18 protein-coding genes and 3 pseudogenes are annotated in these 22128 nt (G+C 44.6%); 5 read left to right on the top strand and 16 right to left on the bottom strand.

The genetic code is table 11. The features are described 5' to 3' along the window. The first annotated feature begins 308 nt into the window (after positions 1–308). The 4 genes from ACJJIN_RS04540 (at position 309) to ACJJIN_RS04525 (ending at position 4885) form a co-directional block, all read left to right on the top strand. A complete protein-coding gene (locus tag ACJJIN_RS04540) occupies positions 309–1340 on the top strand; it encodes an XdhC family protein (RefSeq protein WP_444897055.1) in 1032 nt (343 codons plus the stop codon). Beyond that, positions 1337–2023, top strand: a complete 687-nt coding sequence (locus tag ACJJIN_RS04535; protein ID WP_444897054.1) for a nucleotidyltransferase family protein — start codon at positions 1337–1339, stop codon at positions 2021–2023. The genes ACJJIN_RS04540 and ACJJIN_RS04535 overlap by 4 nt, the downstream gene beginning before the upstream one ends. A 157-nt stretch (positions 2024–2180) precedes the next feature. Beyond that, positions 2181–2639, top strand: a complete 459-nt coding sequence (locus ACJJIN_RS04530) for a (2Fe-2S)-binding protein (RefSeq protein WP_444897053.1) — start codon at positions 2181–2183, stop codon at positions 2637–2639. Between the two features lie 2 nt (positions 2640–2641). Beyond that, positions 2642–4885 (top strand): xanthine dehydrogenase family protein molybdopterin-binding subunit, encoded by a 2244-nt coding sequence (locus ACJJIN_RS04525; RefSeq protein ID WP_444897052.1) that lies wholly within the window; start codon positions 2642–2644, stop codon positions 4883–4885. Between the two features lie 520 nt (positions 4886–5405). Here the strand turns inward: ACJJIN_RS04525 and ACJJIN_RS04520 are convergent. The 14 genes and pseudogenes from ACJJIN_RS04520 to ACJJIN_RS04455 all read right to left on the bottom strand — a co-directional run bounded on the left by ACJJIN_RS04520 (position 5406) and on the right by ACJJIN_RS04455 (position 16508). Further along, a complete protein-coding gene (locus tag ACJJIN_RS04520) occupies positions 5406–6770 on the bottom strand; it encodes an IS4 family transposase (RefSeq protein WP_444896910.1) in 1365 nt (454 codons plus the stop codon). A gap of 185 nt (positions 6771–6955) precedes the next feature. Then, a complete protein-coding gene (locus ACJJIN_RS04515; protein ID WP_444897051.1) occupies positions 6956–7528 on the bottom strand; it encodes a hypothetical protein in 573 nt (190 codons plus the stop codon). 173 nt (positions 7529–7701) lie between these two features. Next, a pseudogene (locus ACJJIN_RS04510) lies at positions 7702–9218 on the bottom strand (transposase). A 155-nt stretch (positions 9219–9373) separates the two neighbouring features. Continuing rightward, complete coding sequence (locus ACJJIN_RS04505; protein ID WP_444897050.1) at positions 9374–9928, bottom strand: hypothetical protein; 555 nt, start codon at positions 9926–9928, stop codon at positions 9374–9376. A 293-nt stretch (positions 9929–10221) separates the two neighbouring features. After that, entirely contained in the window at positions 10222–10584 is a 363-nt protein-coding gene (locus ACJJIN_RS04500) for a hypothetical protein (RefSeq protein ID WP_444897049.1), read from the bottom strand. 88 nt (positions 10585–10672) lie between these two features. Continuing rightward, a complete protein-coding gene (locus ACJJIN_RS04495; RefSeq protein ID WP_444897048.1) occupies positions 10673–11020 on the bottom strand; it encodes a hypothetical protein in 348 nt (115 codons plus the stop codon). 72 nt (positions 11021–11092) lie between these two features. Continuing rightward, positions 11093–11482 carry a DUF6678 family protein gene (locus ACJJIN_RS04490; protein WP_444897047.1) on the bottom strand — a complete coding sequence of 130 codons (390 nt, stop codon included), beginning with the start codon at positions 11480–11482 and terminating at the stop codon, positions 11093–11095. Between the two features lie 55 nt (positions 11483–11537). Beyond that, positions 11538–11894, bottom strand: a complete 357-nt coding sequence (locus ACJJIN_RS04485) for a hypothetical protein (protein ID WP_444897046.1) — start codon at positions 11892–11894, stop codon at positions 11538–11540. 124 nt (positions 11895–12018) lie between these two features. Next, positions 12019–12468, bottom strand: coding sequence for a hypothetical protein (locus tag ACJJIN_RS04480; RefSeq protein ID WP_444897045.1), 450 nt, complete (start codon positions 12466–12468; stop codon positions 12019–12021). 489 nt (positions 12469–12957) lie between these two features. Continuing rightward, on the bottom strand, positions 12958–13272 hold the full coding sequence (locus ACJJIN_RS04475) for a DUF3658 domain-containing protein (protein ID WP_444897044.1): 315 nt from the start codon (positions 13270–13272) through the stop codon (positions 12958–12960). Between the two features lie 120 nt (positions 13273–13392). Further along, entirely contained in the window at positions 13393–13833 is a 441-nt protein-coding gene (locus ACJJIN_RS04470) for a hypothetical protein (protein WP_444897043.1), read from the bottom strand. 112 nt (positions 13834–13945) lie between these two features. Next, entirely contained in the window at positions 13946–14317 is a 372-nt protein-coding gene (locus ACJJIN_RS04465) for a DUF6869 domain-containing protein (protein WP_444897042.1), read from the bottom strand. Positions 14318–14776: 459 nt separating this feature from the next. Beyond that, on the bottom strand, positions 14777–15970 hold the full coding sequence (locus tag ACJJIN_RS04460; protein ID WP_444896458.1) for an IS91 family transposase: 1194 nt from the start codon (positions 15968–15970) through the stop codon (positions 14777–14779). Between the two features lie 130 nt (positions 15971–16100). After that, the gene (locus tag ACJJIN_RS04455; RefSeq protein ID WP_444897041.1) at positions 16101–16508 is read right to left on the bottom strand and encodes a hypothetical protein; all 408 of its coding nucleotides are present in this window, start codon (positions 16506–16508) and stop codon (positions 16101–16103) included. Between the two features lie 447 nt (positions 16509–16955). Between ACJJIN_RS04455 and ACJJIN_RS04450 the strand changes: the two genes are divergently transcribed. After that, positions 16956–18191, top strand: a complete 1236-nt coding sequence (locus ACJJIN_RS04450) for an MFS transporter (RefSeq protein ID WP_444897040.1) — start codon at positions 16956–16958, stop codon at positions 18189–18191. A gap of 105 nt (positions 18192–18296) precedes the next feature. Here the strand turns inward: ACJJIN_RS04450 and ACJJIN_RS04445 are convergent. Continuing rightward, positions 18297–20639 (bottom strand): annotated as a pseudogene (locus ACJJIN_RS04445) (aminotransferase class I/II-fold pyridoxal phosphate-dependent enzyme); the annotation flags it as partial. 24 nt (positions 20640–20663) lie between these two features. Beyond that, positions 20664–21884 (bottom strand): annotated as a pseudogene (locus ACJJIN_RS04440) (amino acid adenylation domain-containing protein); the annotation flags it as partial. Positions 21885–22128: the final 244 nt, after the last annotated feature.

Here is a 22128-nt window from a genome sequence, read left to right as displayed (position 1 = left end):
ACAAGCTAGTGAGCTGGCACCACTGTTTCAGAGGCGGTCAAAATAGAAAATAATCGAATAGGAGCCATTTAGGACAAAAACTCCACTGCCTCGCCTCAGATTCTACCCTTATAGAAGCTGCCCATTATTAGACGAAAGCACACATCAATTTCCAGCTATCGCGCTTAACAGCACAACTGCCGCATTTTCTGGGAACGACCTTGCATTTTATTCACATTCTTGGAGTATCGCTAAATTGTGGTGTTTTACAGCTTACTAAGTTCCAAATAGGTTTGTAGGTCATTTTTCATGTATTCGAGTACTGAGTTATGTCGCACCATATTGAAGCCCTATTAAGTGAATGGCAGGCATCGCCTGAGGATGATTGGGTACTTGCCGTAATCACCAAAGTTCAGGGCTCAGCTTATCGTAAGGCGGGAGCGATGATGTTGTTTCACCCACTAGGTAAGAGTATTGGCCTAGTCAGTGGTGGTTGCTTAGAGGCCGATTTAAAACGATACGCTCAACGCGCTATTCAGTATGATACTTCGATTAAAGTGATTTACGATGCCAGTGATGAGTCGGATGCTAGCTATCAATTAGGATGTGGTGGCATTGTAGAACTAATTTTATTTCCCCTCACGTATAGAAACCAATATCTTCAGTTGCATTGCCTTTTAGAATATTTGAACTCGGGAAACTCCGCTTTCTACGAACTGGAGTTACCTATTCAAAATACCAATTCAAGAGATCTTGTTGCGAGAGTTATTGCCCCAGAAGCAATGGGCTACCAGATTGATAGCACTACCAAAGCTACGCTGTCACTGCAAAATGGAAAAGCAAATGCTCTGCATCCGAGATTAATTATTCCCTGCCTACCCCGCTTTCATATTGCTGTTTTTGGTGGCGGGTTAGATGCTCAGCCAGTTGTCAAAATTGCTCAAGAACTAGGCTGGCACATTACGGTGATTGATGAACGCGCAAGTTTTGCCCGTCATTACGATTTCCCTGGTGCAAGTATTCTAAAGAAACCCTATTCACAACTGACCACATCGCTGCTGAGTCAGTTTGATGCGGCGATTGTGATGCACCACAACTTGGACTTGGATGCGAAGGCGTTACAAGCCGTAAGCCTGACGAAGCTACACTATGTTGCACTGCTCGGCCCTCCACATAGACGTGATAAAGTTCTTGATAGAGCGGGGATAAAAGTAAGTGATTTCTATGGTGTCTTTTCCGCACCGGCAGGTTTAGCATTAGGTGGTGAGCTACCTGAGTCCATTGCTTTGAGCATCCTGGCTCAATGTCACGGAGTATTGCATCAAGCTAGATTGTTACCTCTAGACAAGGTCGCAACGTGAATAAATTTATCCGGGAGACAGCTAGACAACCTTCAAAACGGATACTGGTAGCATTGCTCGCTGCCGGAGAAAGTCGTAGATTTAATGGTATAAAATTACAAGCAACAGTAGATGTGATTGACTCAAATGGGAAGATTAAGAGTCAGCCTCTGCTGTTGCAAACGCTTGATAAACTAACCAGCCTAAACACAAAAACATCAACCGGGCTAAAAGTAGAGTTATTGGTAGTTCTGGGAGCGCATCAAGAGAAGCTGGATAATTTGTTGTCTTCCGATGTGAACCGGCGATTTAACCCTAACTGGAAAAGTGGTATTGCAAGCTCTATTAAAGAAGCAGTTATCGAAGCAGAGGCCCTTCAGGTGGATGGTTTACTAATTGCCTTGGCTGATCACATAGGCGTAACTTTGGATGATTATCAACAATTAATCACTGCGTGGCAATCATATGGGCAAACTTGCTGCGCCCAATATCAAAATAGTTTTGGCGTACCTGCAGTATTTAACTCCTCAGATTTTACTAATCTCGCATCTCTCACAGGCGATACGGGCGCAAAGCACTTATTGAAAAAGAAATCTAATCTTGATGCTTTATCAGTTGTTGAGATCGAGGGTGTCGCCATAGATATAGATCGTAGAGCTGACATAGAAAAATGGCAAAAAATGATTGTGGAGAATCTCAGTTAGGCTTATTTTCAGTTTTTAGTGAGAGTATCAATATAATTAATTACTTCCGTAAAACTAGCTGTGCGATACACAGATTTCTAAGTCAGAGCCAGTTAACGAAAAGAGGCGATTTCGCCACCGATACGCAATTACTAGCGGGATTATCAAGGAGCGGGTAATGTCTGATAAGAAGTTAACCTTAACCATCAACGACGAAAGTTACGCACTGGATGTTGCACCTGAGATGCCACTTTTGTGGGCAATCAGAGATTTGCTTGGATTAACAGGCACTAAATATGGCTGCGGTGCTGGATTGTGTGGAGCTTGCACAATCCACTTGGACGGAACGCCGACGCGCGCATGTTTAACGACGGTTTCGCAAGCAAAAGGCAAGAAAGTAACTACCATCGAGGGGCTGCAATTTGCTGAATTGAAGCAAGCATGGAGTGACAATAACGTTCCACAATGTGGCTATTGTCAGTCTGGCCAGCTTATGACTGCTGCTGCGCTATTGACCCAAAACCCATCACCAGGTGATGAAGAGATTAACTCTGCCATGGCTGGAAATATTTGCCGTTGTGGTACCTACACACGAATTCGAGCTGCTATTCAAGACACCGCTAAAAAGAGAACTTAATAATGAGTAGCTTTACAGCCGTAAAAAATTTCAGCCGCCGGGATGTACTTAAACTATTTGGAGCAACTGGCGGGGGCTTAGCTTTAGGTGCAAGTGGGATAAGCTGGAGTCCGATGGCCATAGCACAAGGAAAGGAGCCGAGGTTAAACCTGTTTGTTGCTGTTGGCGAAGACAATAAAGTCTATCTTACCTGTCATCGTTCAGAGATGGGCCAAGGTATTAGAACCGGGATACCTCAGATACTCGCTGATGAGCTTGAGGCTGATTGGCAACATGTCGTTGTGATTCAAGGGTTAGCCGATAAGCGCTATGGAAGCCAGAATACCGATGGGTCACGCAGTATTCGTAAGCATTATGACAAAATGCGACAAATGGGGGCAATAGCTCGGACCATGCTGGAACAAGCTGCAGCAGACTCATGGCAAGTGCCTGTCGGAGAAGTGGAAGCCAGGAATCATAAAGTCGTGCACGTAAAGTCGGGCAGAAGCTTTAGTTATGGAGAGCTAGCAGTTGCTGCTGCGAAACTTCCCATACCAGAATTGAACCGCGTGAAACTGAAGGAAAACAAGGACTTTAAACATATCGGCAAATCTCACAAGATTGTCGACATGGATAATATGCTATCTGGAAGAGCTAGATATGGCTACGACATTCAAATAGATGGCATGCTGTATGCCAGTATAAGCAGGCCCCCGGTTCTCGGTAGTGATGTAGAAAGTTTAGATGATACCCCGGCTCGCAAGGTTCCCGGGGTTTTGGATGTGATTCAATTACCTGTGCCCGAAGGACCACCTAAGTTTCAAGTTTTAGGTGGTGTAGCAGTTATTGCTACTAACACCTGGAGTGCCTTGCAAGGGCGTAAAGCATTAGAAACAACTTGGACTGCCAGTAAGAATGATAGCCACAGCAGCACAAGTTTCATGGAGTCGTTAATTCAGGGGGTCAAGGAGCCTGGTAAATTAGTTCGCCAACAAGGAGTTGAAAACACCGATTGGCCGGAGGACTCTACCCAGCAAGCCATATACACAGTGCCCTATTTGGCCCACGCACCGATGGAAGCTCCTGCTGCTGTAGCTTCAGTTACACCAAATGGCTGTGAAATCTGGGCATCAACACAAACACTGCAAAGTACGCAGCAAAATGTAGCAGCAAACCTCGGGCTCAATGACGAACAAGTGAAAGTTAATGTCACGCTATTAGGGGGCGGCTTTGGAAGGAAGTCAAAGCCTGACTTTAGTGTGGAAGCGGCACTATTGTCTAAAAAGCTTGGACGGCCGGTTAAAGTTAGCTGGAGCCGCGAGGACGATATCCAAAACGGCTACATGCACGCAATTAGTGCCCAATTTTATCAAGCAAAACTTGATAGCGATCAAATGCCAACGGCAATACTACAACGTACTGCCTTTCCATCTATTAGCACTACCTTTGCCGAGAACGTGGAGTACCCGTCCGCTGGAGAGCTGGACCTTGGCTTTGTCGACATTCCATTTACTGTGCCAAGTCATCGTTGTGAAGCGGTTAAAGCATTGGCGCATACCCGTATCGGCTGGATGCGCTCAGTGAGTAATATTCAGCACGCCTTTGGTATTGGTAGTTTCGTGGATGAACTGGCACACAATGCCAAAGTATCATGCCCAAAGATGTGGAAAGAAATGTTGGGCCAACCTAGGCATATCGACTTTTCCGGTCAACAGTTCAAATACGGAAACTACGGAGAGGATCTGTCACGTCACCCAGTCGATATTGGTCGCTACCATCAGGTGATTGATATTGTTGAAAGGAATATGGCTGAATTTGCACCTAACCAGCCAAATCAAGGCTGGGGCTTTGCCGTTCATCGAAGCTTTAATAGCTATGTAGCTATAGCTATTCTGGTGGAGGTGGAAAACACAAACCTCAAGGTACTGCAAGCAATTGCAGCTATTGATGCTGGACTTGTTGTTAACCCTGATAGAGTTGTCTCACAAACCGAAGGCGCGGTGATTTTTGGCTTAAGCTTGGCGATGATGGGAGAGGTAGCCTTTGAAGATGGGAAGGTTAAGCAGTCCAACTTCCATGATTACCCTGTACTTCGTATGGGGCAGTGCCCTGATATTTCGGTAACGGTAGTGAGTGCCAATTCTGCTCCAGCAGGCGTTGGTGAGCCTGGTGTGCCACCCGTAGCCCCTGCATTGACCAACGCGATATTTGCAGCAACAGGAACCAGAATTCGCAATCTGCCAGTAAACAAAAAACTTAATGTTTAAGTTATAATCACAATCGCAAAAGTAGAGCTTTATATCCCCCTACTCGTTCTTCATAAGGGGGATATATAAAAGAAAACAGCGTAGACAAAGACCCACAGAACTGACTGAACATAATGCAATTCCATTATTGACTCATCAAACTCGTTTCGATCTACAACTTAAAAATTAAATCGTTCGAAAGTTTCTTAATAAAAGCATGGATTGCTACGTAGCAACGGGAAACAGGGTGAAAATTTTTCACTTTTCTGACTTCCTCACATAGAAGTCTCATATTTTTTGAGCCATAGCCTTTACCTTGTAGGGCAACATCAAATAAAGACATATCTACAAAAACCTCGTTCGGCTTGCCATTATCATTACTGGGATAGTGTTGAATACTGCTCTTACTGGAAACTAAATTACTTTTTTGTTCTAACCGAATAAATTTTTGAGAAGCTTGTGGCTATATCAACTGCTTCGGGAGAACATGCAAGATGCCCCCAGCTATGGTGCTTAACGCCCGGCCTGTGTTTTATACACATTATTTAAGTCCATTTAAAACCTCTGCTGCTTCAACATAATGGAGCAACTTAGCATATCCTTGCCAAACAGTTTTAACCCCTGGCTCGCCATCGCCTTTACGCCCTAGAAATCCTCCTAGACCTGCCAGCATACGCGTTATATCTCTCATGCTTGGAGGTATATTCGGTGGGGAACTTTTATCTCGCATCATCCATACCATGCGCCATTCTTTTTCAGAGTAAGCACTCGTACATGGTTCATCAGGAAGACTTTTTGCTTGTGTAGTTATCGAATGTAGTCGCCATCCAATAATCATATAGATCGCAATACAGTTCAACATTCGCTGCTCTGTTCTAAAACGATTACTTTCTATCTGGCATCCGCCTTTTACCACCCGAAAATAGGTTTCAATTTCCCACCGGCTTCGATACCACTCAATGATGACTCTCGCCTGCTTATAGTCTTCAACTGGAAGATCAGTTAACAGCATCCACTCAATGCCTTTTTCACCCTCTGGTGGGTTTAATTCCTTAGCCAATACAGCATAGAGAGAAAGTGGTCGTTTAGATTTTCCTTTTCCAAGTAGCCGTATCTCAGTAGTGGATACGCTGACTTTGGCTTTTCTTCCAGGTTCCCCATTCCGTTTGGGAATGTCTACCGCGTATAGACCAATAGATTTCTGCTCGTTCATATGATCCCAAAGCAAAACCGTTTCTTCTCCATCGAGCTCTAAAGTGCGATTGGCCTTAGCTCGAACGATATAGCTCGCCCGCCGCTGTTCACTTTGCTCTTCAGCCAGCTGAAACCACTCATGAATATCACCCTCTCTATCAGCAATACTCACAATTGTGCTTTCAGGGCAGTGCTCTTGTATCTGACAAGCCGTTTCGTAATGGTCTAGCCAGCGTCGACTCTCCTTATCCTTTATCGACTTGGTATAGCGGGAATTAGAACTTGATTCCTTATCTCTCTGCCACATACTACCTTCAACAACACCCAAATTAACTCTGGATGGTGTTATCGCGATGGAGGTGTGCAAGAGTTGTTGGTTGGTCTCTTTACGCCTAAGAGTTCCCATCTCTTTACTTTCTAGGTCAGTGGCAAAATTTAGAAAGGTAGTATCTTGTGGGATAAGAACAACAGGCTGCGCTTTGATTCTCTCAAGAGTTGCCGATTTATGACCGCTCATAATAGAGTCAAAGTTGACTTTATCATTTTCTATAAAGCGATAAGCTGCAAACGTTTCTGCCCAAGTTTTGTTTGCACAAGGAATGCTATTGTTTGGGTCTGAACTTAAATTACTGAGAATATTAGACAAGCGCTTATTCAAGCGTGTATCACCCATAACCTGATTTTTTACTTCGTCCATGACCCAGTCCTGCATAATAATCCAGCCAAATCTGTAGTTCTTACTGGGCTAAACTGTAACTTATTGATTTACATAATAAAACTTAAAAAAACTTGTGTATAAAACTTAGCGCCCGGCTCACCGAGCAAATTTTTGATGACGGCTTTTGTGTGTGTTTTGCAAAAAGGTGACAGCGGAAATATGTCCGATGCAGCCGTTGGTTATATTTCTGCTTGCTCAGTACTAAAAGCCTCTTTACTACCAATAAATACAACGACAAGAAGAATGATATCTATAACTACACTTGATATAGAACTTGGGATTTGAGCAGCCATTAGCATACTACTATCAGCTTGGGAGTATATGATTGCCTGAACAATAGCCCATATAACTGATACACCAATTGCCACATAAAATATCCGAATGGAAAACTGCTTCGCCATTAGTAGAAGAATACCAGATAAAAGGTACAATGCAGCGACGACCAAAGAAATTAAACCTAGAACCGCCGCCCATGATTTATACCATTCAGGGTGTTCAAACTGTTCTTCAATGCCTTCGAACATTTGAGACATATCAGTTTTTTGCTTTTCTCCATCCTTTTTAATTTCCCAGCTCATTTCAGGTACACTCTTTCCATCTGGAGTTTTGCCTTCGCTGAAGCTCGTCATCATTTCTTTTTGCATTTCAATCATTGATGGTATCGCTATCTCTTGAACGCCTGCTAAGACACCTAGTATTCCGAAGATTATTGCCAATACACCAACCACTGTTGCCCAAGTAGGCCTTTTCATTTACTTCTCCGATCCTTGAAAAGATATAACGAAGCTGTAGAAAAACAGTTTTAGAAAAAGCTGTCACTCCTCAGGTTCCTCCAATCAAAATTCCGGTCTAAATTTAGCGATACCACTAAATTTCTTTCATTGTATTAAATTTTGGCGCCTTGAGGCCCCTAATTTATACTCAATCAGTGGATACTGCCATATCTCATCAACTTTTCTATGTTATGCACCAAGCAGAACATCTGCCATTGTCTCTGAACCTTACTTTTTCCTCGTAGCGAGAAGCGATTCAATCGCTTGTTGGTACCAGTGTTCCCGAACACTGGCTCGACAACAGACATTCGATGTCCATAAATGGACTTGCCTTCGATACTATCAACCCGCTTTTTCATCCAGTCAGTGGCTGTCCGTCCGTTTGTCCAAGTTAGGGATACTTGCCTTCCGTGTCCTTTTCGAGAGCTGGCAGAATCCGGGTTTCTCATACACTGATTTTTAATGCTGCATCCCCTGCAGTCAGTGAAGCGCCCTTCGAACAATAGCTTTTTCTTACCTTCACTAACAGGCTCTTCCTTTAATAAAAGCATAGATTTTCCTGCCGGACAGATACAGGTTTTCTTTTTCTTATTGAATGTAAATTCACTAGCAGGGAAAGTCTGCTGGACATTAGCCCTACCTTTTTGTTTATACTTGCAATACTTGGCTTTTTGCTTAGCAAAAGCTTTATCACGTGAACGGAATTTATTGTCAGGTATGTAGGCATTGATGCCGCTCTCTCGCAGGTAGCTGTAGTTAGCGTCGTTGGAGAACCCAGTATCAGCAGTAATGATGACCTGTTTGGCCAAGATGTCTTCATCTATTCCTATATGCTGATAATGGCAACTGATGCCTTCGAGAATAGGCTTCAATGTATGATGTTCTTGCCCCTCACCAAAGGCCTGTGCTTCAACACCTATCTGATGCTTCCTATCAACTGCGGCAACGCCGTTATAGCCCTGGATGGTTCCCTTGCTGGTAGTCATCTTGGCTGACTCATTGTCTGTGATATTACTTTTTACTTCTTTAGGGTTTTTACCTTGTCCCATCCTGGGGGAGTGATTCTTTAAGAACTGATCAATTTTATCAAAGTGTTTCTGAAGAGTATCCGCCGCTTTAGCTACCGCTTGTTTTCGCTCTTTTTCTTTAGGCTTCCTGCCATCAAGCCTCTTGTGCTCTTTGAGGCAATATTTGATCTTCTTGCGAATTTTTCCTGCTTCTGTTCTAGTTCTTTAAACGTTCCCGAATGTTCTTTGCTGGCATTGGATGGCATCTTGCATCCATCTATTGCAAAAAGTTCGTTGCCAATCAGCCCCTGCTGATCGCAGACCAGTAGCACTTGCTCAAACACCGACTCAATCACATCAGGATAACTGCTTACGAAACTCGCAATACTAGTAAAATGTGGAACGGTATCGCATGACAGTGCTTTGAAGAGGATATTGTTCTCACATTGCCATTGAATTTCACGGCTTGAGGTAATACCTTTTGAGTAAGCAAACAATATGATTTTCAGGAGGATAGCCGGATCATAAGCGGTTCGCCCGCCGCAATCATCTTGATATTTTTTATGGAATACAGAGAGGTCGATATGGTCATCAATCAGATGATGAAGTGTAAACTCAAAGGTTTCAGGTTGTAGTTGTTCTTCGAAATTGATGACGACCATTGCATCTTAGTTGTAATCGTAACGTTTGAAATTGGGCATATGGATAATCTCGGCATCAAGACCTCCATTTTAACAAAAAAGCTACCTTTTAAGAGTTTTTCTACAGTCTGAAGGCAAAAAGCAGCGGTTTATTCGCTGCCTTTGATTGTTATACATTACCACTTGACAGAAAGAGGGTCGCCATCTGAACACATATCTTTTTCGACTTTATTTGCATGTATTTTATTTTTTTCTCCATTAGTAATTTTGTATACAGAAACTTCACAGCGCTGTAAAGCTACGCCTACAAAGATATTACGCTTCCCTCCGATACGCTCATTAACAACTATATATTCCTCACCTTTTTCAGGGACAAACGAAACGAAGTCATAACATCGCTTAGCCCAACCACTATTGTACCAACTTACAATAGAGCCTGTGGCCAATTCCTGGCCTGGCTCTACATAAATACTTTTGCTTGCCCCTAATTCATCTACAGCAGAATATGTACTCCCCTCTTTGCATACCAAAGGAAAGCCTTTTAATGGAACTCCTTCATAGGACTCATATTTAATATCAGCACTAAATGTTATTTTCGCGCTACCCGTTTCATTACGATCTTCATGGGAAGGAAAAGCTGCTGCGTAACCAGACTCTGAGAACGGCCTGGTGGTGCAAGCGTATAATAAGAAAATAATAAAAAATATTGGTATTTTAAGTATTGATTTCATGTCTGGCACCTATAATGAGGGTGTAGAAAAACGCAGCCCTCTTTTTGTATTGTGCTTCTACGTAAAAAAATAGCCTACTTATCAGTGAAAGATAAACCAGAAATCACGTAGAACCATCATTTATGGTTGATATTCTATCATATTCGAGAGGGCAAATATATACATTAGTTTTTCAACAGCCTGAACGCCCAGCGCAGGAGCAGCCAGCGCGGAGCGCCTTTTGTGTTAATGTTTGAGCGCCAGCGAGTAACACAAAAGGTGCGTAGCGTTGGCTGTCGCTCTGCCGCTGCTTGTTAGCAGTTGGTCGTTACCTCATGAAAGAGCTGCTGCTCAAGAGTTAGGGGGGCCATGAAATCACGAACAAAGCTTTCCCTTAGCTCTATATTTGAGCTGACCCACCAATTTGAATCTGCAATGTGCTTCTTTAGCAATTGAGTTTCAATGCGGCTTTCATCTGCTAATTGCCACTCCAACCATTCTTTACGTTGTTTCTCATTGCAGTTTGCAAGCAATAAATCAAAAATTTTGAAAGCCAATCTACCCGTATAAGGACTACCCTGAGCTTCTTTCAAGCATGAATTTTTATCAAATTTTACGGCCATCATGCTTTTATGGAGAGCTAGAAGCTCCCAATAGTTATCAATTTCTAGTTTCATGACTAAGACTGCTAACGTCGTACTCTGGGGAAAACCTGAGCGTAGCGTAGGTTTGTCCCTAGCAGCACTTTGTTAGGAGCTCCACACATCACTGAGCCCTGAACATTGAATTGCAGCTTTTTTCTAGTGGATCAACATTATTCCTCACGAGCTCGATTTTTTCTCGCATATTTCTCTTATACTCTTCATGGCTTACCTCCCCCACTATATAAACCCACTTCTCCCAGTCTTCGTCTGAGACTGGCGATCTGTTAATCTCTTTCCAGAACATCTCATTGGCCCCAATCTCGTCTGAGGCTAAAAGTTCGAGAATATCTATTACATTTCCTTCCGTGAGAAATCTAAAAGCTGCGTCCACAATAAAATCAGCAGTCGGTGTTTCCTGGCGGAGCTCTTCATCATATAGCTTTTTAAAATTTTCAAATTCTTGACCCATCGAGACTCCTAACGCCCGCAACACCGGGCCGTTTGGAGCGCAGCGGAAAACGGGACCGCGTGCTTGCGTTTGTTATACGAAAACTGGTTGCTGGTTTGCATATCCCCATACCCTGTAACACCCATTTTCTATGGAGTATGGGATATTGTACTTTTTCAGAACAGTTGCTATAAAGCCACTGAAGTCAGTAATTCTATCACTCAAAAGATTGCCCCTTCGCTCTCTTTTGAATGGGTCAATATCCATCCACTCGATACAGTTAGATTGACCATAGCGAACCCATTCCCAATCAAGCAGCGAAAACCCAGGCATTGCCTCTAAGTCTCGTAGATATTTAAGCCTTACTTGAGGCTCGAAATCACTGTTACTTGTAATGGCATTAGCGAGTTCTCGCCACTTTGTTTTGTTCATATACGAAACAAGGCGCCGCTCTTCAATAAATTTTAGTGTTTCTTCGTTCATTGCCTACGTATAATGCCCCAAGCTGCGGCGCGAATCGTCCGACAGCCTTGGCTTGTTATGGGTTGGCCCACATATTTAAAATACTGTCTAGCGCTTTGATAACTTCCTCACGCTTGGCGCCTTTATTTATACCCTTAGGCAGTTTTGAATACCAAGGATGCCAATAATGTTCTAACTCGTGACCCTTTTCCCGAGTAGAAGGGTGTACAGATTTTGAAAAGTAATCCTTACACTCTAGCACTTGGTCAATGCTCGCAAACTGGAAAATGAAATTGCATACGTCTGCAAAGTAAACCCATTTTTCAATTAGATTATCTCTTGAAGCTTCAACTGGTACACCGCCTTCGTTTCGAGTGCTCATGTAGTCAATGTGCTTCTTGGGGTCTGCGATCTCTCTCCATACTTTGCTCATACTTTATGACCCATAACGCCCAGCGCAGGCGCAGCCAGCGCCGAGCGCATTTTGTGTTAATGTTTGAGCGCCAGCGAGTAACACAAAAGGTGCGTAACGTTGGCTGTCGCTCTGCCGCTGCTTGTTATGTCTGCGCACTAGGACTCTCCTTCAACCAGAACCTGACAACAGAATGTCGATAAAACAAAAATGCCAGAAAGACCGATGGAATGTATAGAACCGGCAATATATGTATAAAATGGTACCCCGCTGACCCACCCACAGGCAAATCAATTGCCATCAATACCAATACAAATGTAGTTGCTATTGATAAGTATGCACGCCGCTTCAAGAATTGCACAGCAGTTAGCCCTTTCTCGATAACTGCCGGACGATAAATGAGGGCCAACGGCAGCATCTCGAACAATATCTTGTAGAAGCCAAAAAAGAGAAAAAGAGTCAATATTCTTTTCATGCCCTCCGCTAATTGCCCCGTTAAAAAGATGTAGTCCCCTAGAACGGTTAAAAGCGAGAGCACAAAAGACTCAAAAAATAAAATTAAAATTAAAGAACCGAATATCTTCAATTTCTTCATAAGCTCACATAACGTTGCCAGCAAGGGCAGCCGAAGCGGAGCGTAGGCTGTCCAGCCCAGCCTTAAGCTGGGCGATCTTGCCTGGCCTGGTTAAATTTTATGTCCATTGAGGCCACCCCAGCGATTTAAGCCATATTAAAAAACTGATACAGCTCAGATATGGTAAACAATTGTACAGTCTGAATCGCTGCTTGCGATACCATAGAAATAAAATAGCCAAATACGTCGCGGTAAAACCGGCAACTACATGGAGAGCTAGCCTTGCAACGTCACGAGACTCGTTTGTATGGACAAAGCCCATCTCAATGACATACCAGTTTACCCACATAGCCGATAACCACGGTAAAAGTGAAATCACAATGAGAGAGTTATCAATACGACTCACTGGAGATTGCCCTTAGGAAATTTAACGCCAAGCTTTGGGGCGGGCTGCGCAGCAGGCCGTCCCAGCAGCCGAAGGCTGCGATAACAGCGCCTTGTTAAATGTTTTCATGGCAACTTAACCTCACTAAAGCGCATACGTTTTAAGTTACCTTGAGACATCAGCTTCCCCTGAGCCACTAGAGTCGAAACTCTTTGGGAGTAAAATACATCAGGAATACCTTCAATCTTTTGCTCTAGGTCACTCATTGCCATTGCAACAACCATGGCCACCTTTCGATAGTGCTTGCCAGCTGAGGATATTAAAGCGTGATCAATTTCCTCGATCTCTTTATCAGATAGCTTACCCACTAATTCTTCTTGCTCGGGGGTAAGATCAGGGTCAAATGGTATTTCTTCCATGCTCATTTCGGTTCTGTACATTTAACGCCCAGCGCAGGCGCAGCCAGCGCGGAGCACGTTTTGTGTTAATGTTTGAGCGCCAGCGAGTAACATAAAAGGTGCGTAGCGTTGGCTGTCGCTCTGCCGCTGCTTGTTAGGGCATTACCCTTTTGGTACGCACTGAATTTCATTATTACACTGCCCTAACCATGACCTAAACTTGATTATATTTGCGTAAGGATATTCCCCATTTGAGCTTGGTAGTTCTTTCACTGACCATATAGTGGACCCACACCATTGCTCATTGCGCCAGTAGCTTACAACAGCGTAGTCGCTAGAAATAAGCTCCTTAATGAATGAAACTGCATCGTCACCTTCCGGATCGATGAAGTCATAGAAATGTGCATGGTATGCATCAAAAGCTACCGTCACCTCGCCTCGAAACGTGTCAACACTCAACGGACACTCCTCACCGCCTGAAGGACTTGGAACTTTGACTGATAGTACCTCTTCCCCTTCATCCATTGCAGTGAAGCAAAATTTTTCCCAGTCGGGAAATTCCTGGATAAATTGAGCTTTAACTTTTCTTGAGAATTCATCCATAGCTTTGACGTGCCGTAGCCCTAACGCTTCAATAACCCGCAGATGGAACGCAGCGAAGCGAAGTGTAAGCTGTCGGGCGCCGAAGGCGCGTAGTTGATTGACTTGTTAACTCCTACCACGGCTCCCCCTTTACGGCACTTACCCTAGACCAGAGAGTTTCTGACATTGAGTTCTTCCACACACCGCCGAGTAGAAATTTAAATTTAGAATCTTTCCGAGCAAGTTGTTCTATTTGTTCAATATAGGATTCTCCATTCCGAGCTAAAAGATCCTCAAGTGGACCTGCCGCTAATATAGCGAGCACGCTTTCTGACAATTCTCGCCTATACGTTTTTAGGATAAAATCCCAAAGCTCTGAGTCACCGCCATCAGTAATAGCCAAGTCTATGAGATAGTCATCTGTCCAATGGTTCTCCGCTTCCTCTTCTTCCCAAGTTTCTTCTTGGTGCGAAATCCACTGATTAATAAAATTTTCGTCGATCATAGAGTTAACGCCCACAGCAGAGGCGACCGAAGCAAAGCGTAGGGCGTCCCGCGCAGGCCCGAAGGGCCGGAGCATTCTGCCTGTGTTTGTTATGTGAGCGTATTGGCACCCTACTGAACTCCTAACCACGCAATAAACGCAACAAAAATTATTATTAAAGACTGAAGTACCACGCCCACTTTGACTGAGATACGCAGAGCAACACCAGGAATCAATAGGCTTAGAGAGCCAAGCAATGATACTGAGGCGATTATCCTACCAATGCTATGTGGTTCTTGGTGGGTTGTCTCCAGAGTAGTATTCAGGAACAGCCATATAGAAATCAGCGCAAGCATGACACCTAGGCCAATTTCAACACTCGATATATGCCTCGTAACTTTTGAACTTTGCATCACAAGCTCACATAACGCTTAGATAACCTGCACTGCAGGCGGTAAAAAAAATGACCTGGCATTGAATTTAGGCCGAACTAAAGAGGCCCATTCCTGCAGTGTCTGGTTCATCGCCATGTTGTACATTCCCGCCGGCACTATCTTGCCGAGCCGCCCCCTTTATAAAGGAAATTCCTTTTTTCGCCTTAGACCACACTCTGCCAGTCAACTTTGTAGATTCATGGCACTGCCCACACTCTACCACCAGATCTTGGATTTGCAATCCAGCTGGGAGTCGTTGATCTTTCATTAAACCCACTTGACTACTACATAGATCGTGCTTTTTCTTATTACACCCAGCATATAATCCATAACTCCGTACCATGTGTTTTCCTATTGGAGGTATGTGCTGCAAGACACGTCTTAAGAACTCTTCAGGCTTTAACCTTAGTCGCTTGCGTCGCTGGTCACGGTGATCAAAATAACGAAATTCCAGCCCCTTATGATCCACGTTTAATATCTGCTTTGGCTTCAGCGGGCCACCTTTGATATATCGTGAAAAATACAGAAGCACTCCTTGTCCATGCTCATATCGATCCTGAATACGAACTGACCATTCTTTGCGATAGCAAGCTTTAAAGAGAATATCAAACTGGCCAATGGGCCAACTGGGAGGGATCTTGATTAACCCAGCACGATACTGCTCTAGTAACAGCGCTTGAAACTTTCCCCTATAAAGACTCTTAACCACTCGAACAGGTAATAAATACTCACCTGTTTCTTTCCACTTTTCCCTTAAGGTCAAACCACCAGCGGTTATCAAGCAGTGTATATGAGGGTGTAAAGTTAACTGTCTTCCCCAAGTATGCAGAGCCATAAGCATCCCGGGAGTTACTCCGTGATAGTCTTTACTCGCCATTAATTCAAACAGGGTTTCTTTGCTCGACAAAAAGAGTATATCTGCAAGCTTCTCTTCGTTGTATTGCCATAACGGCAGATACTCATGAGGTATAGTAAAGACCACATGAAAATGTTCTGTATCAAATAATTTACGACGCTGCTGATCAACCCACTGGAGCTGTTTTCTGCCTGAGCAGAGGGGGCAACTTCTATGCCTACAAGAATGATGCTGCTCAGTGACATGGTTGTGCTTACAACGATAATAACTGCTTCCCATCGATTTTGTACGGCATTCTTGTATCGAGGAGATAGCCTTTAAATTTTTTAGTGGCTGCGCAGTTTTAGATAAATAACCACTGTACGCAGAAAATATATTTTGCAATACCCGGTTATGCATTTTCTAAAATGCCTCTTATAATTTAAAAGTGGCACCACTCCCGCGCAGCGGGTTTGTACAACGCCAAGCTCACCCGCGGAGGCGCGATAGCGCCGGAGTCGGGTGCAGCGTCTTGTTAACCTTTTTTGTACATTTCCAGCAGCTCAATTGCAATGAATGCATCAGTTTTTCCAATACCAGGACAATGCTTGTTAATCGGAGGTGAATATTCTAACCACTCGTCAATATCAATTATTTCTCTGTTTTGTCGGTCAGTGATAACTGCAAATTTAAAAAAACTCTTATTGCTCGTTAGCCATGTACCGAACCATTCATTTCCAGCTTGCTCCGGTAGGCTGCTAACCTCAATCAATATCCCACAACTCGGCGATAGCCCCTTCTGTTCAAGCAAAGTGAGCAGCCATGGATACCTATCTTGAGACTGCACAAATGCATCAGCAGTCTCTTTCATCACTAAAAATGTCAACTCATTCTGCTGCTGGACATTTTTATTCTTTATTTTCTCGAGCTCTTGTTTTCTCATGGTAGAAGGTTAACAGTTAATTCAAAAGAAGCGTCTTTATATCACCCTTCTATATAATTCTACTCACTTCTTTCAAGATAACCTCAAAAACCCAATAATATCAAAAAGTTAAGAGCTTTGACATAATTCTCAACAGGTAGATATAAAGCAGGCGCTATATATCCACCTGCTTTTTCTGCTCTTTATAACATTATCAACCCTATAAAAATCAAAGAGATAGATCGTCACTTCCAGAAATAGGAGAAGCTTCTCTTGAATTCTGATATATAGAGCAAGCCTCAACTGTCTTAACCGCCTTTATTCCCGGGTAACTAACCGTGCGCTTAGTCTCAAATAGCTCTATCGCTCTTACCTGGCTTACGCTGCTCAATGACAGGCTCCGTCACCTATTCATCACCTGCTATCTTGCTTTAGGCAGCAAAGCTGAAGCTGGGGGAGGAAGTGGTTATGTCTGCCATGTGCCGTTTAGCCCTTTTGGCAGTAGTTTTTGTAGATCTGATGGGTCAGGGATTGCTGTTCCCGATCATCAATGAATTGGTTATGTCGACAAAATTCCAGTTCCTACCTACTGATACGCCACAATCAACTCGGCACTTGTACTATGGAGTTGTGATCAGCAGCTTCTTTCTGGCGTGGTTTATTGGGTCCGTATATATCGCCAAACTGTCTGACAGTATCGGACGCAAAACTGCCATGGTGCTGTGTCTGGTGGGGGCTATGGCCGGATACGCGATCACTGTTCTCTCTTTGCTAAGCAATAGCCTTTGGCTTCTTATTCTCGGACGAGTGATCAGCGGCTTTACTGCGGGAAACCAACCTATTGCTCAAGCAGCAATGATTGATGCCAGCCAAAGTGAGCTGGAAGCCTCCAAGAACCTAGGGTTATTGGTAGCCGGAATGAGTGCTGGGGCTGTAGCTGGGCCGATTATGGCAGGGGTCCTGGCAGACAGGGAGCTATTGGGGAGCATAGCCAGTATCCAACTGCCCTTCTACTTTGCTCTGGTACTTGTCGCTATTACTTTGTTTTTGATCCTAACCTTTTATCACGATACCCGCCAAGCCCCGATGCAGCTTAGGCTTCGCTTTCTGGATCTATTTACTCAGTTTATACATCTGAAGGATCGTCCTCGGGTTGTCCGACTTTGCCCTGCCTATCTCTGTTTCATGCTGGTGCATCTCAGCTTTTATATATTTATCACAAACTATTTAAGCAGTAGATTCCAGGCAGGCCTGCTAATAACCAGTATGGCCATGCTGACTATGGGTATTGCGGTGGCAATTTCCAGCCTCTTTATGGTCAAGCCTGTTTTGTCCCGCTGGGCTAAACCCCTGGTAGTTACAGTTTCCGCCTTAGTGATGGGAGCGAGCGCGTTAGTCTTCGTATTCAGCAGCCATATTTGGCTATGTTATCTCAGTGTGTTCTTCGCGTACCTTTGCTTTGGGCTCGCTTACCCCGCTCTCTTGAATATATTCGCCAATAGTGTCGATGAAACGGAACAGGGTTGGGTAATGGGAATAGCTACTGCGGGCTTCACGCTAGTAGCAAGCTTGATTTCGCTCGCGGGGGGCATGGCAATGGAAGTTGATATCCGTTTACCGTTTTACATTACAGCAGCTGCATCGATATTAGTATTTGTTTTAATCCGCTGGAGCTGGCGCAAACTCCCAGGCGCAGCAAAGTGAAAAACCAGGCAAATACGTAACTGACCTACTCTGCCAGTGGCACCAGACATGGGCCCATCAGGGTAAGCTGAAAGGCCCAAAACTTTAAACCTCGCCCCTCATTAGTTAATGAATCGCCCGCTCTCTAGCTAATCCACAGTCTACAGGGTTATTTACCTCCACACTTAAATCTAGAATACGGGCGATCCACCATATAAATGGCTCAACCTGACCGCTTAAGGTGCAGCTACCTGTACAAATATCATCAAGCAGCGACTGAACATCGTGAAGCCGCAAGGCCGTGACAGACCTCTGGTTTCTTAGCGTTACTGAGCAAAAAGGAACGTCGTTGACCGAGAGATCGCTCAAGGTTACTTTGCCGCCATCAATTAAAATTCTCACCGGCTCAAACTGTTCAGTAACACTCACAGACAAGCACAAGTTGGGCACAGGGCTGGATAGTCGATTGATATATTCCTGCAGGAAGTTAGAAAAGGTATTTGCCCACTCACCAATTTCAGCGAGGGCTTGCCCCAAATCCATAGCCTCCTCTTTTGTTTCCTGGGATTGAGCATCAACCTCTTTTTCAGCCTCAATAAGAGCTTCCACGGTCCTATCAACATCCTCCCTCGTGTGAGCTGCCGAGCAGATCAACCTCAGGCGGCCACGGCCGCTCTCAACTATCGGGTAAGTGACAGCCGAGGTTTGAATACCGCGCTGATAAAGCGCTTGGACTATCCCGTATAGTTTATCTTTATCTTTAAAATGGGGCGTGATAATAGGCCCATCACCTGTTCCCAAATCGTATCCGGCCTGCTCGAATTTCCGGCGCATATAGCGGGTCGTATCCCACAATCGATCACGCAGTCCATCGTCAGATTTAATCCGACGCAAGGCAGTCAATGCGGCTGCAATATCTGCAGGACTGATAGAAGCCTGAAAGATATATGCCCTGGCTGAGGACCTCAGCAAGTCAACGTACTCCTTACTCGCAGCAACCACACCCCCAAGGCTACCGAGCGACTTACTGAGTGTTGTCATAATAAAGTCAACTTGATCAGTAATACCTTGAGCCGCACAGATACCGGCACCACGCTCACCATAAAAACCGAATGAGTGTGCCTCATCAACTAAGGTCAAGGCGTTGTATTTCTTTGCTGCACGCACGATTTCAGCTACCGGTGCAGCACCTTCCCCCATACTGTAAACGCCCTCGAGAACCACTAGCGTTGTTCGGTAGGGAGATGCTTCAGATTCCAACACTGACTCCAGATCAGAGGCATTATTGTGTTGGAAAGTTCTAATTTTGGCACCACTAAGACGGGCACCGTCAACAATTGAGGCATGGCAAAGTTGGTCTATAACCACAACATCATCTTTACCTAATATTCCTGCCACCACCCCGACATTGGCCGTATAACCCGTTGGAAACAAGCAGGCTCCAGACTTGCCTACCAAATCAGCAAACTCCGTTTCAAACTGGAGGTGAAGATCCGTCAGGCCCGATGCCGCCGCTGAAGTGCCCATTCCTGTTCCGAAAAGCTGTACAGCGGATGAAGCCTGTTCGATAACTTCTTGATCTCTATTCAGGCCAAGGTAGAGATTGGTCGTCCAAATAATTGCATCCTGGGTATCATCGTTATAAACATCGGTAACAGTGCCGTGCGTCCCACTACCTGTACGTAAAACTTTACTGTAAGGATTCCTCTTCTGATTGTTTGCCATGGCTATCACCGCCTGCACCAACTTACTTTTGTCAGAAGCAGACCAGGATGACGCCTTTGCGGCCTGAAAAGTTGGATGGCTCAACTGGAGCTGGGACTGGAGGTTAGCCAACGCATCAATTTCAGATTTGGCAACCTCATTAGCTGACTCACTACTGCTCTTACCTTCCGTCAAATCAAGCATATAGCCAGCCAATAGCTTCGGTGTGGGATAATCGAAGATTGTTTGCGCAGATAGGGGGTGTCCAATGCAATGACTCAATCGGCTAGCCAATTCTAATGTTGTCAGCGAATCCAGGCCCTGCTTGTCGAAGGCTATCTCTGGGAGCACAACCTCCGGATCTGGGTGGTTCATGATGGAAGCCATCTCACCACGGATAATCGAAGTAAAAATTGCCTCGCTGTCTACTGATAAACCTGCGAAGTGCTCGCGCATTCCACGGCTTCGATTAATATCATCGTTTGCAGCCAAACTGCTTTCAGTTGGAACGACAAGCTCCGCTTCAAGGAGGGCTAATCGTTTACGATCCAGCTTATTGTTGGGTAGCAGGGGTAACTCTTGCAGGTGCTTGACAAACTGGGGGACCATATATTTAGGAAGGCGCTGTTCAAGAAACTCTTTTACTGCTACCTCGGTAATTGTCTTTTCGCTAGCAACAATATAAGCCACCAGGATCTTCTGCCCCGCCCCGCCATCTATAACGGTAGTAGCGGCAACATCAATACCCGGTATAGACTCAATTGCCGATTCTATTTCTTCAAGTTCAATACGATAGCCCCTAATCTTCACCTGGCAATCGGCGCGCCCCAAGTATTCTATTTCTCCACTTGCTGTCCATCGGCACAGGTCTCCCGTTTTATACAAGCGCTGGTCGGAAATTCGGGGGTTGGAGACAGGCTGTATAAAACGCTCCTCGGTCAGATGCTCATCATTTAAATAGCCTCGAGCTAGCTTATCACCAGACAAATACAACTCGCCCTCCTCGCCGGGAGCAACTGGCTGTAATCTCTCATCCAAAATATATGCGCGGGAACTTGAAACCGCCCTTCCGATCGTAATTTGGTCGCTATCGGGGCTAACTTCTGTATAAGTTGAGTAAACCGTGTCCTCTGTGGGGCCATAAACATTAACTATCCGCAGTTGTTCAGCCCCCGCGTATATTTGCTCGACCAGGGATTGCTTAAGTACTTCACCCCCAAAAATCAGGCAACGCACTCCCTGAGGTAATTTGTCTATCGAAAGTAAAGCCTGAATCGCAGATGGAACGGTGATACAAGTTCGCACTTGCTCTCGAAAGGGAAGTTTTGGCAGCTCCAAAATATTCTTCGACAATATAACTCGGCCGCCCAGAGAAAGAGTCCCGATAATTTCCATCACCGAGGGGTCAAAGCAAACTGAGATCGAAGCCAAAACGCCTTCTAGCTCTCCTTCGCTCAACAGCTCACTCATGGACTTACTGAGAGCGATAAGGCTTCGGTGTTCGATAGCAACCCCTTTCGGGCTTCCAGTAGAGCCGGATGTGTAGATTACATAGGCTAAATCACTCGTTTGCGGCCTGGTATGTTCCGGTAAAAACTCCGGTGCCTGCTCTCGTAACTCATCGATCCATACTAGTTCTTTCACGCCAAGGCACAAGTTTGCATTTTCGTCACAATCAACGATTGCTGCGGCAGCTCTGGAGTGCTCGAGCATATATCGTACCCGCTCTAGCGGATAAGTCGGGTCCAGTGGGACATAAGCACAACCTGCACGCATTACGCCAAGTAGAGCCGCGACCAGCTCCCAGGATCGACTCATACAGACTCCAACCAAGGAACCAGGCTCAACCCCTCGATTTACCAAATCAGCGGCAATCCCATCGACCCGTTTCATCAGGCGAGTGAAATTTATTTCTGTGTTGCCATCGATAATAACGACCTGATCAGGATTCTTTAGCTTTTGTCTTTCGATCAAATCGCAAACTGTATCTCCTGATGATAAAGCGCCCATTTCTCCCGATTCAAAATCTAAGGACTGGGCGTTATGTTTGTTTATTGAGCTGCACACTGAACATTACCTTTTATACTTATTAAAATCCGAAAACTAACTTTCAATTCATTTCTCTGTCTTTCAAATTTGGTCAAAATTTTCTGTTATTTGAACTACTTGAAAATCAGTTGCTAAATTGGAAGTATGCCGGGAAATAATTTCATAACATTGAACTGGAGCAGTATTTCAGCTAACGCAGTTCCAA

The sequence above is a fragment of the Microbulbifer maximicatervae (SeqCode) genome (genome assembly GCF_052467505.1).
This window is presented reverse-complemented; position numbering and strand designations above follow the sequence as displayed.